Source organism: Myxacorys chilensis (genome assembly GCF_059505265.1).
Window position 1 is genome coordinate 24371 of record NZ_JCACKG010000289.1, and the last position, 13296, is coordinate 37666.

The following is a 13296-nucleotide window of genomic DNA, read 5'->3' on the forward strand; positions in this document are numbered from 1 at the left end:
CAGACACCTCGGAAGTACATTTGTGATCCACGCTTCAAAAATAACGTGCAAACAAACACATGATAGAAAAAAAAGGCTTTTTTGAAACATCAAACTCTGATCAATCAGACGATTTGCTGTCCATTCTGAGTTTGATGCTTTTGTGACTTCTAAATTCATGGCTTCACACTCAAAATTTGCGTTCAGGGTTACGCTAGCGTTCGGTCTGTCTGGGCTACTGTGGGGAATCGATACTACAATCGTTTCGCCAAGAGCGGCTCAAGCCTCTGTAGCACGGGTTGATCTGGCGCTCGATCGCTTGCCTAGCGAGAGCTTTGATTCTTTGGCGCGACGGGCAGAACTAGCGGCACGCGCTGCCGTGCAACGAAGTTTCGATAAGGACATTTTGACGAGCAACACCTCAGTGATTGTCACAGGTCGAGTCAGTGGCTCAGAAGCCCCAATTCTATCGATCAACGTCAGTCGCGAGCAGTGGCGCACTCAGCCTGATTCGCGTCGATGGGCCACTTACTACAAATCGGCAAAGCTACTGCTTGATTTCGGCACGCTCAATCTCGGCACAATGGGTGGAACAGTGGGCGGAGGGATGTCAAGTCCGGCGGCTAGTCCTCCAGTGCCTCTCCCTGTTCCGAACGTAGCTCCACCCAAACCTACGGCTAGACAATCAGCACCTCCTCTACCAGTGGTAACCCCTGCCCAATCAACGGAGACGCTGCGATCGCAGACGCCTTTACCGCCTCCCCAACTTCCCAAGTAAGTGGTTTTTATCATTGGACGATCATTGCTCAACAAAAAAGCAAGGAATTTTAAGTGTTCTTCCCCCTTGGAAACGAAACCTTATTCCTTGCTTAGAAACTATTTAGTCGAACGATTAACGCATCACTTTGCTTTGATCGTAATCTTTGAACGATTGATAAGCATAGTCTGGGTGATACAAGTGGCAAAGCTCAGCAATCTGTCGCATTAACTTCCAGGAGAAGCGATGCTCTTGTAGCTGGCTCCCCCACGTCTTTTGCAAGCTTTCGTGCGCCAAACGCAGATTGTATGAGGGGATTGCCGTTGAGAGATGGTGCGGAATATGGACATTGATGTGATGGCAGAGAAACTCGACCCAGCCCGGATACTCACAGTGTACCGTTCCAAATAGCTGAGCCTCTGCCGCATTCCAGTCCTCCGGTTCGCGGAATTGGATGTCGGGTAACGTGTGATGCACGATCGTAAAGGTACTCATCCAGAAGTGATACACCAGCCACGGCATGAGCCAGAATTTCACAAAGCCCCACACTCCAGTAGTGAGAATCAACGTTGGAAATGTGATCGCAGCAAATGCTACAACCACCCCGATCGACACTTTCACTTTTTGGTGATCTCTAGGGTTGTAGTTCTCTAGCTTGAAGTGAATCAGCGCCCAATGCAGAATTGAGCCGATCCACCAGAAGTAACCGCGCATAAGGCGATATCCCACCTGCTGACCCGCATTCATGCTTTCATAAAACTCGGTGCGAAAGGGCTGCCAAGCATTATCGACATCCATTTTGTTGGTGTGATTGTGGTGCTTGTCGTGCAGCAACCGCCAGCAGTGAAACGGGTAGATCAAGGGAGCCATGAACAGATGACCAACCCAATCATTCACCCATCTGCGCTTGGCAAACGAGCGGTGTCCGCAGTCGTGACCGATAACGAAAAAGCCGGTCAGGGCAGTCCCGGTAAAAATCCAAGCGATCGGTAGTAAAAACCACGGGGAGGCCGCGATCGCCCAATAGCCCAAACCTACCATCGCGATGCTTGCAATCACCATCGACCAAGCTTTTCGCCTGTCTTTCTGAAAGCACTCGCGGGGCAGGGTTGCCAAAATGTCTTTGATTTGAAGGTCACTAGGTGAAGGAAGGGCTAAATTTTCGGGCGTGAGGGATGCCGTCATGAATATTTTTCTCTTCAAGTAAATGAAAAATGCACGCGAAAGCCTCTCTGGGCAACTAGCAGAATGTTCAACCCAGTTGAACGGCGTGCTAAAAATTGCCAAGCCATCGTTGAGCTGGTTTAGCGATCGCGCACCTCAAAAAAGCCGCACCGATCGGCAAAAAGCTCAGTGATTCTGTCACATGAGTCTATGTAACAAATCCTTGACCTTTATATCACGTCTGAGTGCGATTTAGCAGTTGGCTCAGGTAAGAGAGTTTTCATGAAAAGCGGAGTTGGTGTGCTTCTCCATCGTCTGTGAAGGTCTGTTCACCTACTCCCACAAGTTCGATGATGATGGTACGAGCGCATGGCTGCCAATTTCCGTGACGTGCCTGAACCTCAACCAGAGTTGTGTCATTTTGCTGTTGAATGCGATAGGTTGTCGTCGCCCATGCACCCGTTTGATACTCATAGGACGTGCCATCGTCTTCATAGAGCGTAAATGCTCCGTTACCTTGCCAAATTCGTACTCTCAATTGATCAACAGGATGTTGGTCAACGTATTGCATCACAGGCTGCATTGGTACGATCGCACCTGATCGTACATACATTGGCATTCGTTCTAACGGTGCGTGAGCGAGAATGTGTGAATTGCCGTTGTAGCGCTCTCCTGTCCACCAGTCATACCAGGTGCCTTCTGGCAGATAAACGGCTCGGTATTCTACACCTGGACGGTACACCGGAGCCGCCATGATATCTGAGCCTAGCAAGACCTGATCGTGGAGTTCATAGGTTTTAGGATCGTTGGGATAGTCATAGAGCAAGGGGCGTAAAATTGGTGCGCCTGTGGTGCTAGCTTGCCAGAAAAACGAGTAGAGATAGGGCAGCAGCTTATAGCGTAGCTCAATGTATTCGCGGCAAATTTGTTCCGTGCCTTCCCCAAACACCCAGGGTTCGTGCTGGGCGCTCAGGAGTGCCGAATGCCCCCGCATAAATGGATAGAGCAGTCCGACTTGCATCCATCGGGCGAATAGCTCTGCCGTAGCATTGCCTGCAAATCCACCAATGTCTGCGCCAACAAATCCGACGCCCGACAGTCCCATGTTGCACAACATCGGAATCGACATTTCCAGGTGCTCCCACAGCGATTGGTTGTCACCCATCCATACCGACGACCAGCGCTGAATTCCGGCGAAACCAGAGCGCGTTAAGACAAACGATCGCTGATTCGGTCTGAGGCGTTCTAGTCCTTCCGCCGCCGATCGCGCCATGTTGTAACCGTAGAGATTGTGAGTTTCGGCATGGGTGCCGCCTTCGTCTATCGGGCCTTGGGGTGCATCGAGGGGAAACGGAACTTTATCGCCATTGTCTCCAAACGGGCGCTCGTCTAGCGTCGGCTCGTTCATGTCGTTCCAGATTCCGGCAACGCCTGCGTCGGTGAGAGTGCGCTGCCAGTCACCCCACCACTGACGCACCTCTGGACGGAGAAAATCTGGAAACACCGATTTATCAGGCCACACGTAGCCGTAAACTAAACTGCCGTCTGCATTACGAACAAAGCAGTCTTTTTCTAAGCCCTCGTGATACACCTCATACTCACCATCCGGTTCATACTTCACACCCGGATCGACGATCGTTACTGTTTGAAAGCCATCTTGCTTGAGAGTTCCAATCAGCTTTGCCGGATCAGGAAACCGTTTTGGGCTCCAAGTAAACACGCGGTAGCCGCGCATGTAGTCAATATCGAGATGAATTACATCGCAGGGAATCTGCCGCGATCGAAACTCGTGAGCAATCTGCTGCACCACGTCTTCTGATTCATAGCTCCAACGGCATTGATGATAGCCGAGTGCCCATTTTGGTGGTAAGGGCATTCGTCCGGTGAGTTCGGTGTAGGTGTTGAGAATGTCTGCCGGGGTTGAACCGTGGATGATGTAGTAGTCGAGTTCAGTACCGTGCGCCTGCATTTGGAGAACGCCCGGAGTCGTGGCTCCAAGATCAAATCGGCTCCAGTGCGTGCTGTTGAGAAAAATTCCGTAGACAAGACCTGGACGTAGAGTGATGAAAAACGGAATCGCTTGGTACATCTCATCACTAATCGATGAGTAGTCTAAAGCGTCTACTGTCCAGTTCGTTTTAATCTCCGATCGCTTATCCAGCAGTCCTGATCGCTCACCAAATCCATAGAAATGTTCGTCCGGCTCAATTTGTTTCCAAGCCGCAATTTGACCCAGTCGCCAGCCCATGCCCAATTCTGTATCACGAGCAAACGGCTGTCCCTTAGAGTCAAAACACTGAATGCGACACGGGTTGCGCTCGACTTTGATCTGGAGTTGTTCGGTGCGGATTGACAGTACGCCTTCTTCTTCCTCAGTTTGAAAGGAAACGGCTTCCCAGTCTTCATCTGGTTTGGTCACGGCCCACGATCGACGCGGCAAAAACTCACCTTTGGGCGCTAATCGAACTCGAACCAGATTTGCCGCCAAAACGCTGAGCTTTACTTGAGGAGTGCCACAGTCGAGGTGAATGTCTTGTCCTGCGATCGCAATAGTTTGAACCGATTCAAGATTAGACCAAGGCTGCTGAGTGGTGGGCAGTTTTCCAAAAACTTGAGGCATAGTGGCAACAGTATGAAAAGTATAAAACGAATGAGAGAACGAATTTAGGTCTAGAAAAGACTAGCCTAATAGTAGAGATTGACCGCCATCAATCCAGACTTCTGTTCCAGTGATGTGGCTAGAGGTGTCGGAGGCCAGAAAAAGCACGAGTTGAGCCACTTGTTCGGCAGCACCAAGACCCCCATCAGTCAGAGGAATGTCGCCTTGCGGAAATTCGACAGGTTCTTTAATCGTATCGAGATGTCTGCTCTCGGTATTATCTTTTATATTGGTTTCGATTGCACCCGGACAAATTACATTGGCACGGATTCTATGTTTTGCTAATTCTAATGCAATCATTTTAGTGAAGGCAACCTGAGCCGCTTTAGTAGATGCGTAAGCTGTTGCTCCAGTATTGCTGAAGACGCGAGTTCCGTTAATCGAAGCGGTCACAATAATAGAACCACCTTGTTGTTTTAGATAGGGAACAGCATACTTCACAGTGTAGAATGTTCCATTTAGGTTAATGCTAATTGTTTGATTCCAATCTTCCGGAGAAAGTTCATCAATCGGTGCCCAAACCCCATTGATTCCAGCGTTTGCAAATACAATATCGATTCGACCGTATTGTTGAGCGATCGCATCAATTGCCGCTTTCACTTGCTCAGGCTGAGAGACATCCGCGATCGCGCTCATGGCCTGCCCTCCCATCTGCTGAATCTTCCTCGCCGTGTCCTCTCCCTCTTCTGCGGAGCGATCGATGCCTGCCACGATCGCGCCTTGTTGGGCAAGCAAAAACGCTGTTGCTTGCCCAATGCCTGACCCTGCGCCTGTAATGACAGCAACTTTGCCCGATAACTGCATAGTGAACCTCCACACAAGTAAGGAATGAGCAAAAACCTCTCATTCCTTACTTTGTTATTTGACTTGATGAGTATCTTTGTTCTGCAAACCATCCCGCTCATGATCAAGGCGCAACTCTCCATCGGGTTCACTGCGCTTCCAAAACGGCGTATCTTTTCCGACTGCTCCTTTCGCAGGTGTGACGCCGCCATCGGCTAACCACAGCGCACCCGTGACATAGCTCGCTTCATCTGAGGCAAGAAAGGCATAGATATTCGCCATCTCTTCGGGCGTTCCACGTCGCGCCATCGGAGCCGCTTCAACCAGCATCTTCTCCATTTTCTGGGTCATGGGCCCCGTTTCTTTGTGCGTCCAAGCGGTGTCGATCGCGCCCGGACACACACAGTTTGCCCGAATGCCATACTTCGCCTGTTCCACGGCCACGCCCATCATGAAGGAATGCATCCAGCCTTTTGTACCGCCGTAAGGAGCGTTCATTGCTAAGCCGTTGAATCCTGCTTCCGATCCAGCGCTGACAATATTACCGTTCGTTTTTTGGAGGTAAGGAATGGCATATTTTGTCATCAAGAATGCTGACCTTAAATTATTGCGGATGGTGGCGTCAAAGTCTTCGATTGGGTATTGATCAATCTCTGCCGTTGCCAGAAATACGCCTGCATTATTGATTAAGATGTCGAGCTTGCCGTACGCTGTGATCGCGGCTTCAACACAACCTTTTGCAAACGCTTCTTCAGCCACATCGCCCGGATACGCAATCGCAGTACCGCCGTAGTGGGTGATGGCCGTTGCAACCGCGTCGATCGGATCACTCGGCAAGCCGCTCACTACAACTTTTGCGCCTTCTTTCGCAAATTTGTGACAAATTGCTTCCCCAATTCCTGCGCCCCCGCCCGTGACGATCGCGACTTTTCCTTCCAGTCGTTGCATATTTACCCTTGCCTAATTCATCCTCAAGGGTCATGCACTTGTGAGATCGTCACCTCTGTCTAGAGTCAGGTAAGCAATGTCTGCCCAATGCTAGGGGAAAAGAAAATTTACCGTTGGTAAGGTGCAGGAGTTGAATTTGGTAAAAGTTTTATGACAATTTCACATGTCGCTGATGATATTCTTCAGGCGCTTCGAGGTCTAGAGGTTGACCAACAACTAGCTGTATTTTGGTTCGTTTATACAGAAATGGGAGAGTCGATTACGCCTGCGGCCCCAGGAGCAGGTACGGCGGCTCCAGAAATTGCAGAAGGCGTATTTGCTCAAGTCAAAGAGCTATCTCAGGACGAACAGTTAGAACTACAACGGGCACTCATTACCCAGAAAGATACACAAATTTCTCGCGAGTATGCTGCACTCAGCGATACAACCAAGCTTCTGTTTTGGTATTTACTGGCACAAGGCATGGACAATGGAACTATCATTCCAATGCCTGCGGGATACGAGCTTCCCTCTGACTCTCAGGATGTAGTAGAGCAGATTAAGCAACTTTCATTTGAGGATCAAATGGCTTTGTTTAGAGATTATGTCTCTCCGATGGGATTTGATTCCACGACGGCAAGTACAAAGTCAGAAGCTGCACGGTAATTAAGTAAGTCTGCGATCGCATCTGTTTAGAGGTGCGATCGCGCCCTCAAGATAGAAATAGCTTTAAAGATAAGCCTATAACTTAACTGGATCATTTAATCCTGTTATCATCAACGTAATAATTAACTCATTAAAATAATTATATTTCTGCCGCTAAAACTGTAGCTTCCTTCACTTTAACTACATCAGTGAAGTTGAGCTTAATTAACAAAGATTCTACAGAAGTAGTACTGTTTAACTTCTCTGAATCGGCTTTTACATATTTCTCAAGAACGACATGAAACGTCAGAATTCATGTTAATTGAGAAACATTTTGAACTAATGGTTGTATCCTTTCTGGCAACAACCTTGAGAATGTCTAATTGTTAGGAGCAAATACCATTTACGGTATTTGCTGCTTTAGCGTGTCGATTAGATCAGCTACTTAGACGACTGCCACCAACGCGCTAAATGTCAGCAACACTTGACATACAACCTTACCAACTCGCTATTTGAAATACGATGCGCAACATCAGAAAAGTCTTAATTCAATAGCCCATTCGAGTGATTTGGAACATTCTCAAAAGATGATTTGATCTAGCGATCGCTAATTTTATAAAGCTTTCACAAAGAATGTATGACAAAAAAAGGCGTTGCACGTCTGATACGAAGGAGATAGGAGACTACTGTAAGCAAATCACCTGCAAACAAAACCTTTGTTAACAAGTGAATGTTGCAGCCTAAAACCTGCTCCAACAAAATCTTGATTCGTGCAACGCGAGATTGGAAGGGAGCATATGCTCTTATGGATTATGATAACTACAAAAGCTATAAATCAAAATCACTGCTATCAATAGGTTGAATAGATTTTAATCTATAGATAGCGTTTTTTCTGCGATCGCTGGTTTATCAAGTTGTCATCAATCCTTAAGGAGAGGCTATTGTGCAAAACGCAACACTCCATCAACTAAAGGTTTTTGAAGCTGTCGCCCGTCACAGCAGTTTCACCCGTGCAGCGGAAGAGCTGTTTCTGACCCAACCAACTGTCTCGATGCAGGTCAAGCAGCTATCCAAAACTGTCGGATTGCCGTTGTTTGAGCAAGTTGGCAAAAAACTGTTCTTAACCTCTGCTGGCAAAGAGTTGTACGCGACGTGCCAAGATGTTTTTCAACGGATGACCGAGTTTGAAATTGCGATCGCCGATCTCAAAGGACTCAAGCGAGGCACATTACGCCTAGCTGTAGTGACGACAGCAAAGTATGTGATTCCTCGCATTTTAGGTCCGTTTTGCCAACGCTATCCTGGCATCGACATTTCTCTGACCGTCACTAATCATCAGTACGTCTTAGATAGTTTGGCGAGCAATCGCGATGATCTCTACATTCTGAGCCAACTGCCGGACGAGAGCGATGCCGAAGTGCATCCCTTTATGGAGAATCCCCTAGTCGTTCTGGCTCCTCGCACTCATCCTTTAGCGTTTGAGAAAGATATCCCGCTCGCTCGTATCGCAGAAGAGCCATTCATCATGCGAGAACCTGGATCAGGGACGCGCAAAGCCGTACAGAAACTGTTTGATGAGCATGCGCTGCCGTTGAAAGTCAAACTGGATTTGGGCAGCAACGAAGCGATTAAGCAAGCGATCGTCGGTGGAATGGGATTATCAGTTCTTTCAAAACACACCTTGGCGTTAGAAGGGTTAAACAATCAACTCGTTGTGCTGGATGTGGAAGGGTTTCCGATCGAGCGGTATTGGTACGTGGTGCATCCCTCCGGAAAACAGCTCTCCGCGATCGCGAAAGCCTTCTTCGATTATTTGTTGAATGAAGGAAAGGAGGTCGCGGAGAAGACTGCGTTTCAAGAAGTAATGTGAGGGCACAACTCTTCGGAGCTTAGCAAAGCATTTTCTTTGAAGTTGTGCCTTGCGCTAATCGCATTTCCTGTTAATCCGGCAGTTTGTATTGCGACACAATCTGTTTAGCGTGAGGAGGAACGTGTTGGTCTAATTTTTCTGGATGGTTACGTTTGACGTACAAATAGTTGCGGGTAAAGTGAGAATCGATTGAGAACCGCGCATATTCCAAGCCTTTTGGACCAATTTTTTCGATCACAACGCCCATCAGTTTAGCGGCCCACATTGGCAGCGTCACAGCCTTATCGTAGGCGGGGATGCTTTGTTGCACTGCATTTTTGCGATCGCCTGCAGACATCACAGGCTGCGTTTCGATCTGCTCGTCTACCAAGTCCAGCATTTCTTGACCGCGATCGTTTCTCACGACAATCCACTGCCAGCCAAAAGGCGCACCCATATAGCCGACAACTAGATCGGCCAACGAGTTCACGTAGTCAAAGCAACTGAGACATGACGGCGCAAACACATCTTTTAGTTTGTTGGTTTTGAGTCCAAAAAATGGGACTAGCTCTGTCGAGCCATCTTCGTGTTTGAAGTGAACCTGAAAGTCTTGCATGAATTCGTAGTAGACCACGGTTTCGGGCGAGCGGCTCGTTGTCTCTAGAAACGTCTGCAATCCAGCGCGGGTGACATTATCGGTACAAGGCGTCCCTAGCACGTACAGCTTTTCTAGCCCCAACTGCTTCTCTACGGCTCGCAGAGCTTGAATTTGACACCCGACCCCAATCACGAGCAGTCGCTTCATGCCAGACTGCTCAACTTGCTCTAGTACCGATAAATTTGGCGAAAGAGTTGGCTTATTCACTCTTGCCGCTAAGATTTCTTCTCGCGATCGCGCAATAATCGGCTTCGGTTGGAATCGGTCTTCTTCGGTATTTTGAACGCACACGACACCTTCAACTTTGCCGCTTTCTAGCATTTGAATGGCGATCGTGCTGACAATTCCTGTCCACTGTGCGCCCGCGATCGGCTCGATCTTACGGGCTGCCGTCATACCTTGATTGACCCCAAAGTAGACATCATCGGAGTTATCTAAGTCACGGCTCCGGCCATGAGTTTGTTCTTCGAGTGCTGGAATTTGCTGATGGATAAAGGCGCAAGCCTCTTTCACGTAATGAATATAGTGGGTGTCACATAGCCCACATTCGCTACAGAGTTCTTTTGCAGGGCGGCGGCTGGAAGGTTTGAGCGCTTTTGCCTTTTTGTGAGGAGCCAGGGTCATACTCAGCGATGGTTGTTCAGGTCACTAGTGATCACAATAACGCAAGGATGTCCTGACTAAACATTGCAATTCATCACGAAACGGCTGGAGGTGCGGTAGATCCTCGCAGACCGTGCCCTCCTTCAATTCCTCTGTGACATCCGCTATCCAATTCGCTGCCACCCAAAGTGCGCGATTAGCGCAAAGCGCAACTCCAGAGGAACCGTGAACTAGCCTTGCCCCCTCATCCTCACAAAGCCAACTGTTCTCTTCACGCTCTCTGCACAAAACCCGGACGAAGCTATTTCTATTTGTATGAATGAATAAACGTATAAATACGTGAACTAGGGAGCAGTCTAAACCTGCGATGATGAGGCCTCTATGAACTCAGTGTTGATTGTCGATGATAGTGTGACCGTGCGGGAGATGATTGCTGATCAACTGCGCCAAATTGGGTTTGAAGTCGCGATCGCTGCCGATGGGGTCGATGCGATCGCGCAACTTCAAACGTCACTGCCGGATCTGGTGATCACCGATATCATCATGCCGCGCATGAATGGATATGAACTGTGTCGCTGGATTAAAAGCGATCCCAGAACTCACAGCATTCCGGTGATGATGTGTTCGATTAAGTCAGAAGAGTTCGATCGCTATTGGGGCATCAAGCAAGGCGCAGATGCTTACGTCACAAAGCCTTGTCCTCCTGACGAAATGATGAACGCGATTCAAATTTTGCTGAGCCAACGCTACTAAAGCAGACACGTCAAAGCAAATAGGTCAGACAAGCAAATAGGTCAGACAAGCAAATAGGTCAGACAGTTGTCGGGACATAGGCGAAGCGAGTTGGACTTGAGCAGATCCAAATCAATCCAGTGAGCCACTCCTTGATCATCACCTTCGATAAACGTGAAGGGCTGATCTTGATAGAAATGAGCGTCCACAAAATCACATTGATAAAGCTGAACTAATTCGTGTCCGGGTTTGCCTTCAAAGGTAAAGAAGCTTTCGAGACAGCCCAAATACCGAATGTTCGTTAATTCTGCCTGAAGCTCTTCCTGAAATTCTCGTTGGAGGGCGGCTTGGCTTGTTTCCCCAAACTCCACGCCGCCACCCAAGGCGCGATAGAAGGTTTCTTGTTTGATCGAGTCGAACCCTTCTGATACAAACAGGCGATTGTTGTGGATGATCAAACCTAGAACAATCACGCGAATGTTTGATGTCATGAACTTACCCACACGAATTTATCCACACCGATGTAGATCCCAATTCAAAAGGAAGTTCCAACATTACGAACGCGACGTTAATTGAGTTGATTATCCATGACAAAATCTGGATTGCTACTGCCCGGAACACGCCAATCGTCATTCTCGCCACCAATGATGACGCGATCAATAGTGACGTAATCTTTGCTCAGTTGCTTCAGCGAGTTAATTAATACATCTAGCGCGATCGAGTCGCTCGTGCCCAAGTCAAACCAACAGCGGCCCCAGTTTGCGTCGTACTCAAAGTCGCCCATATTGTGCATGACCGACATTAGCGAATCTTCAGCCGTGTCTTCGTCATAGACCATATAGCTCAGATCGAGTCCGCTATCTTGCACCTGCAAATTTTCAGCATTAAACCCGCCTAATTTACCGAGGAAAAACCAGGAGCTAAATAACTCCTCAACATACTGTTTCTCCATTTCAGACGGAATGGTAACAAACTCAATCCACATCCAAACGTTAAAGGCATCAAACTCGCGAAATTGAACTTGCATAAGTCAAAGTTAGATTATTCTTCGGGTCTGAATCACTCTCACTCTAGCTCTTTTCCCGCAGGGGAGGAAACAAAAGTTGGATCAGATTCCCTCTCCCTAGGGAGAAGGGTTGGGGGTGAGGGCAGATCAGCGATCATTCTGCTTCTACCCTAACGTGTCTGAGTTGCTTTCATCGTCTCCACATAGACCTCAGCCAATCGTTGCATTGCCGTTCGCAATTCCTCATCGGTTCCAGTCAGGCTAATGCGCAGGCATTGCTGCTTGTGATCCCACTCGTCGTGCAGCCCAGGGAAAAAAGTACTGCCCGGAACCACAATCACGCCCACCGACTTAAGCTGCTGGTAAAACTCCCAGTCTGTGACCGGGAGATTGTTGAGCCACAGCCAAGCGAAGATCGCCCCTTCGCCGCGATGCAAAAACCACGGCAGATCAGGCGGCATGGCTTGATTCAGCGCTTCTTCAACAACGGCGATCTTCTGCTGATAGAACGGTCGAATCACGTTGACAGCAATCTCGCCTAGCGCCCCAGACCGAATCGCACGCGCTGCGATCGCTTGTCCATATCGAGGCGAATGAATGCACAAATTCGTCTGAAATGCTTCGAGAACGCTAATAATATCCGCATCCCCGATCGCAATGCCAATGCGTTCTCCTGGCAATCCCGCTTTTGATAAACTCATGCAGTGCAGCACATTCTCCCCAAAGGTCGGAGTCATTTCTGTAAAGTTAAGCGCTGGATAGGGCGGTGCATAAGCAGAATCAATTAGTACCGGAACGTCATGCGCTGCTGCTAGTGTTGTAATTTTATTCACTTCGTCGTTAGTCAGAACATTGCCCGTTGGGTTGCAAGGACGAGAGAAAATCACGCAGCCAGTGTGTTCATCGATGGTGAGTCTACTGAAATCAGGGCGGTACTTAAAGCGATGTGAAACTTGATCAATCTCTAATTCTGGTCTGTAGGCGATCAGCGCTTCGGGCGTGAGAGCGACGCCGCCATACCCGGTGTAGTCTGGACTGAGCGGCAACACGATCTTACGCAGATCCCCATTAGCGGCGTAACCGCCAAACGCATTTGCCGCCAGAAAATAAAGATTTTGGCTGCCGGGGGTAATTAGAACATTGCGATCGGTCAACCTTAGCCCATAGCGCTGATTGAAATCTTGGACTACAGCATCAACGAGCGGTTGATATCCCTGACTTGCGCCGTACCGACAAACCACATCCCCGTAATCAGGGCTAGAGAGCAGATCAGAGGTGCAATCGCGCCAGAGTTGTTCTACCTCTGGCAGGATCACAGGATTGCCCGCGCTAAGGTTAATAAAATCTTGTCCTGCGCCTGCCCTCAACGTCTCGATAATATCTTTCATGATCGCCCGCACTCCAGAGAGGCGAGACATTTCGACTCCAATTTGGCTAAGCGCAGGCTTCATAACGGCAACCTCTCAAGAACAAAGCTCTACTAACTTAAGTTGCTAGTTAGAAGCGGCAGGGGAAGCAAAGCAAATAAAATCTC

13 protein-coding genes are annotated in these 13296 nt (G+C 48.6%); 5 read left to right on the forward strand and 8 right to left on the reverse strand.

The window, feature by feature from the left end:
• Positions 1–157: 157 nt before the first annotated feature.
• The gene (locus AC5JLB_RS29340; protein WP_495877350.1) at positions 158–757 is read left to right on the forward strand and encodes a hypothetical protein; all 600 of its coding nucleotides are present in this window, start codon (positions 158–160) and stop codon (positions 755–757) included.
• Positions 758–871: 114 nt separating this feature from the next.
• Here AC5JLB_RS29340 and AC5JLB_RS29345 read toward each other — a convergent pair whose 3' ends face one another.
• Positions 872–1921 carry a fatty acid desaturase gene (locus AC5JLB_RS29345; protein ID WP_495877351.1) on the reverse strand — a complete coding sequence of 350 codons (1050 nt, stop codon included), beginning with the start codon at positions 1919–1921 and terminating at the stop codon, positions 872–874.
• 22 nt (positions 1922–1943) lie between these two features.
• Between AC5JLB_RS29345 and AC5JLB_RS29350 the strand changes: the two genes are divergently transcribed.
• Positions 1944–2093 (forward strand): hypothetical protein, encoded by a 150-nt coding sequence (locus tag AC5JLB_RS29350; RefSeq protein ID WP_495877352.1) that lies wholly within the window; start codon positions 1944–1946, stop codon positions 2091–2093.
• Positions 2094–2180: 87 nt separating this feature from the next.
• On the opposite strand, the gene AC5JLB_RS29355 is transcribed toward AC5JLB_RS29350, so the two are convergent.
• Genes AC5JLB_RS29355 through AC5JLB_RS29365 form a run of 3 tightly spaced genes read right to left on the reverse strand, consistent with a single transcriptional unit; the run spans position 2181 to position 6290 of the window.
• Positions 2181–4520, reverse strand: coding sequence for a glycoside hydrolase family 31 protein (locus AC5JLB_RS29355; protein ID WP_495877353.1), 2340 nt, complete (start codon positions 4518–4520; stop codon positions 2181–2183).
• A 60-nt stretch (positions 4521–4580) separates the two neighbouring features.
• A complete protein-coding gene (locus tag AC5JLB_RS29360; protein WP_495877354.1) occupies positions 4581–5363 on the reverse strand; it encodes an SDR family oxidoreductase in 783 nt (260 codons plus the stop codon).
• A gap of 54 nt (positions 5364–5417) precedes the next feature.
• Positions 5418–6290: an SDR family NAD(P)-dependent oxidoreductase gene (locus tag AC5JLB_RS29365; protein WP_495877355.1), complete on the reverse strand. Its 873-nt coding sequence runs from the start codon at positions 6288–6290 to the stop codon at positions 5418–5420.
• Between the two features lie 150 nt (positions 6291–6440).
• Here AC5JLB_RS29365 and AC5JLB_RS29370 point away from each other — a divergent pair, with 150 nt between their 5' ends.
• Both AC5JLB_RS29370 and AC5JLB_RS29375 read left to right on the forward strand, forming a co-directional pair.
• The gene (locus AC5JLB_RS29370) at positions 6441–6935 is read left to right on the forward strand and encodes an orange carotenoid protein N-terminal domain-containing protein (protein WP_495877356.1); all 495 of its coding nucleotides are present in this window, start codon (positions 6441–6443) and stop codon (positions 6933–6935) included.
• A gap of 922 nt (positions 6936–7857) precedes the next feature.
• The gene (locus AC5JLB_RS29375; RefSeq protein WP_495877357.1) at positions 7858–8784 is read left to right on the forward strand and encodes a LysR family transcriptional regulator; all 927 of its coding nucleotides are present in this window, start codon (positions 7858–7860) and stop codon (positions 8782–8784) included.
• 70 nt (positions 8785–8854) lie between these two features.
• Here the strand turns inward: AC5JLB_RS29375 and AC5JLB_RS29380 are convergent, their stop codons facing one another.
• Positions 8855–10045 carry a Coenzyme F420 hydrogenase/dehydrogenase, beta subunit C-terminal domain gene (locus tag AC5JLB_RS29380; RefSeq protein WP_495877358.1) on the reverse strand — a complete coding sequence of 397 codons (1191 nt, stop codon included), beginning with the start codon at positions 10043–10045 and terminating at the stop codon, positions 8855–8857.
• Positions 10046–10405: 360 nt separating this feature from the next.
• Between AC5JLB_RS29380 and AC5JLB_RS29385 the strand changes: the two genes are divergently transcribed.
• Entirely contained in the window at positions 10406–10777 is a 372-nt protein-coding gene (locus AC5JLB_RS29385) for a response regulator (RefSeq protein ID WP_495877359.1), read from the forward strand.
• A 41-nt stretch (positions 10778–10818) separates the two neighbouring features.
• On the opposite strand, the gene AC5JLB_RS29390 is transcribed toward AC5JLB_RS29385, so the two are convergent.
• The 3 genes from AC5JLB_RS29390 to AC5JLB_RS29400 all read right to left on the reverse strand — a co-directional run bounded on the left by AC5JLB_RS29390 (position 10819) and on the right by AC5JLB_RS29400 (position 13213).
• Positions 10819–11247, reverse strand: coding sequence for an NUDIX hydrolase (locus AC5JLB_RS29390; protein WP_495877360.1), 429 nt, complete (start codon positions 11245–11247; stop codon positions 10819–10821).
• Between the two features lie 77 nt (positions 11248–11324).
• The gene (locus tag AC5JLB_RS29395) at positions 11325–11783 is read right to left on the reverse strand and encodes a DUF3531 family protein (RefSeq protein ID WP_495877361.1); all 459 of its coding nucleotides are present in this window, start codon (positions 11781–11783) and stop codon (positions 11325–11327) included.
• Positions 11784–11932: 149 nt separating this feature from the next.
• On the reverse strand, positions 11933–13213 hold the full coding sequence (locus tag AC5JLB_RS29400; protein WP_495877362.1) for a valine--pyruvate transaminase: 1281 nt from the start codon (positions 13211–13213) through the stop codon (positions 11933–11935).
• Positions 13214–13296 lie beyond the last annotated feature (83 nt).

What these genes read in the sequence shown, in the direction of transcription:
- AC5JLB_RS29340 (WP_495877350.1), top strand. Translation starts at nt 158, where the DNA reads ATGGCTTCACACTCAAAATTTGCGTTCAGGGTTACGCTAGCGTTCGGT.
- AC5JLB_RS29345 (WP_495877351.1), bottom strand. Translation starts at nt 1,921, where the DNA reads ATGACGGCATCCCTCACGCCCGAAAATTTAGCCCTTCCTTCACCTAGT.
- AC5JLB_RS29350 (WP_495877352.1), top strand. Translation starts at nt 1,944, where the DNA reads ATGAAAAATGCACGCGAAAGCCTCTCTGGGCAACTAGCAGAATGTTCA.
- AC5JLB_RS29355 (WP_495877353.1), bottom strand. Translation starts at nt 4,520, where the DNA reads ATGCCTCAAGTTTTTGGAAAACTGCCCACCACTCAGCAGCCTTGGTCT.
- AC5JLB_RS29360 (WP_495877354.1), bottom strand. Translation starts at nt 5,363, where the DNA reads ATGCAGTTATCGGGCAAAGTTGCTGTCATTACAGGCGCAGGGTCAGGC.
- AC5JLB_RS29365 (WP_495877355.1), bottom strand. Translation starts at nt 6,290, where the DNA reads ATGCAACGACTGGAAGGAAAAGTCGCGATCGTCACGGGCGGGGGCGCA.
- AC5JLB_RS29370 (WP_495877356.1), top strand. Translation starts at nt 6,441, where the DNA reads ATGACAATTTCACATGTCGCTGATGATATTCTTCAGGCGCTTCGAGGT.
- AC5JLB_RS29380 (WP_495877358.1), bottom strand. Translation starts at nt 10,045, where the DNA reads ATGACCCTGGCTCCTCACAAAAAGGCAAAAGCGCTCAAACCTTCCAGC.
- AC5JLB_RS29385 (WP_495877359.1), top strand. Translation starts at nt 10,406, where the DNA reads ATGAACTCAGTGTTGATTGTCGATGATAGTGTGACCGTGCGGGAGATG.
- AC5JLB_RS29390 (WP_495877360.1), bottom strand. Translation starts at nt 11,247, where the DNA reads ATGACATCAAACATTCGCGTGATTGTTCTAGGTTTGATCATCCACAAC.
- AC5JLB_RS29395 (WP_495877361.1), bottom strand. Translation starts at nt 11,783, where the DNA reads ATGCAAGTTCAATTTCGCGAGTTTGATGCCTTTAACGTTTGGATGTGG.
- AC5JLB_RS29400 (WP_495877362.1), bottom strand. Translation starts at nt 13,213, where the DNA reads ATGAAGCCTGCGCTTAGCCAAATTGGAGTCGAAATGTCTCGCCTCTCT.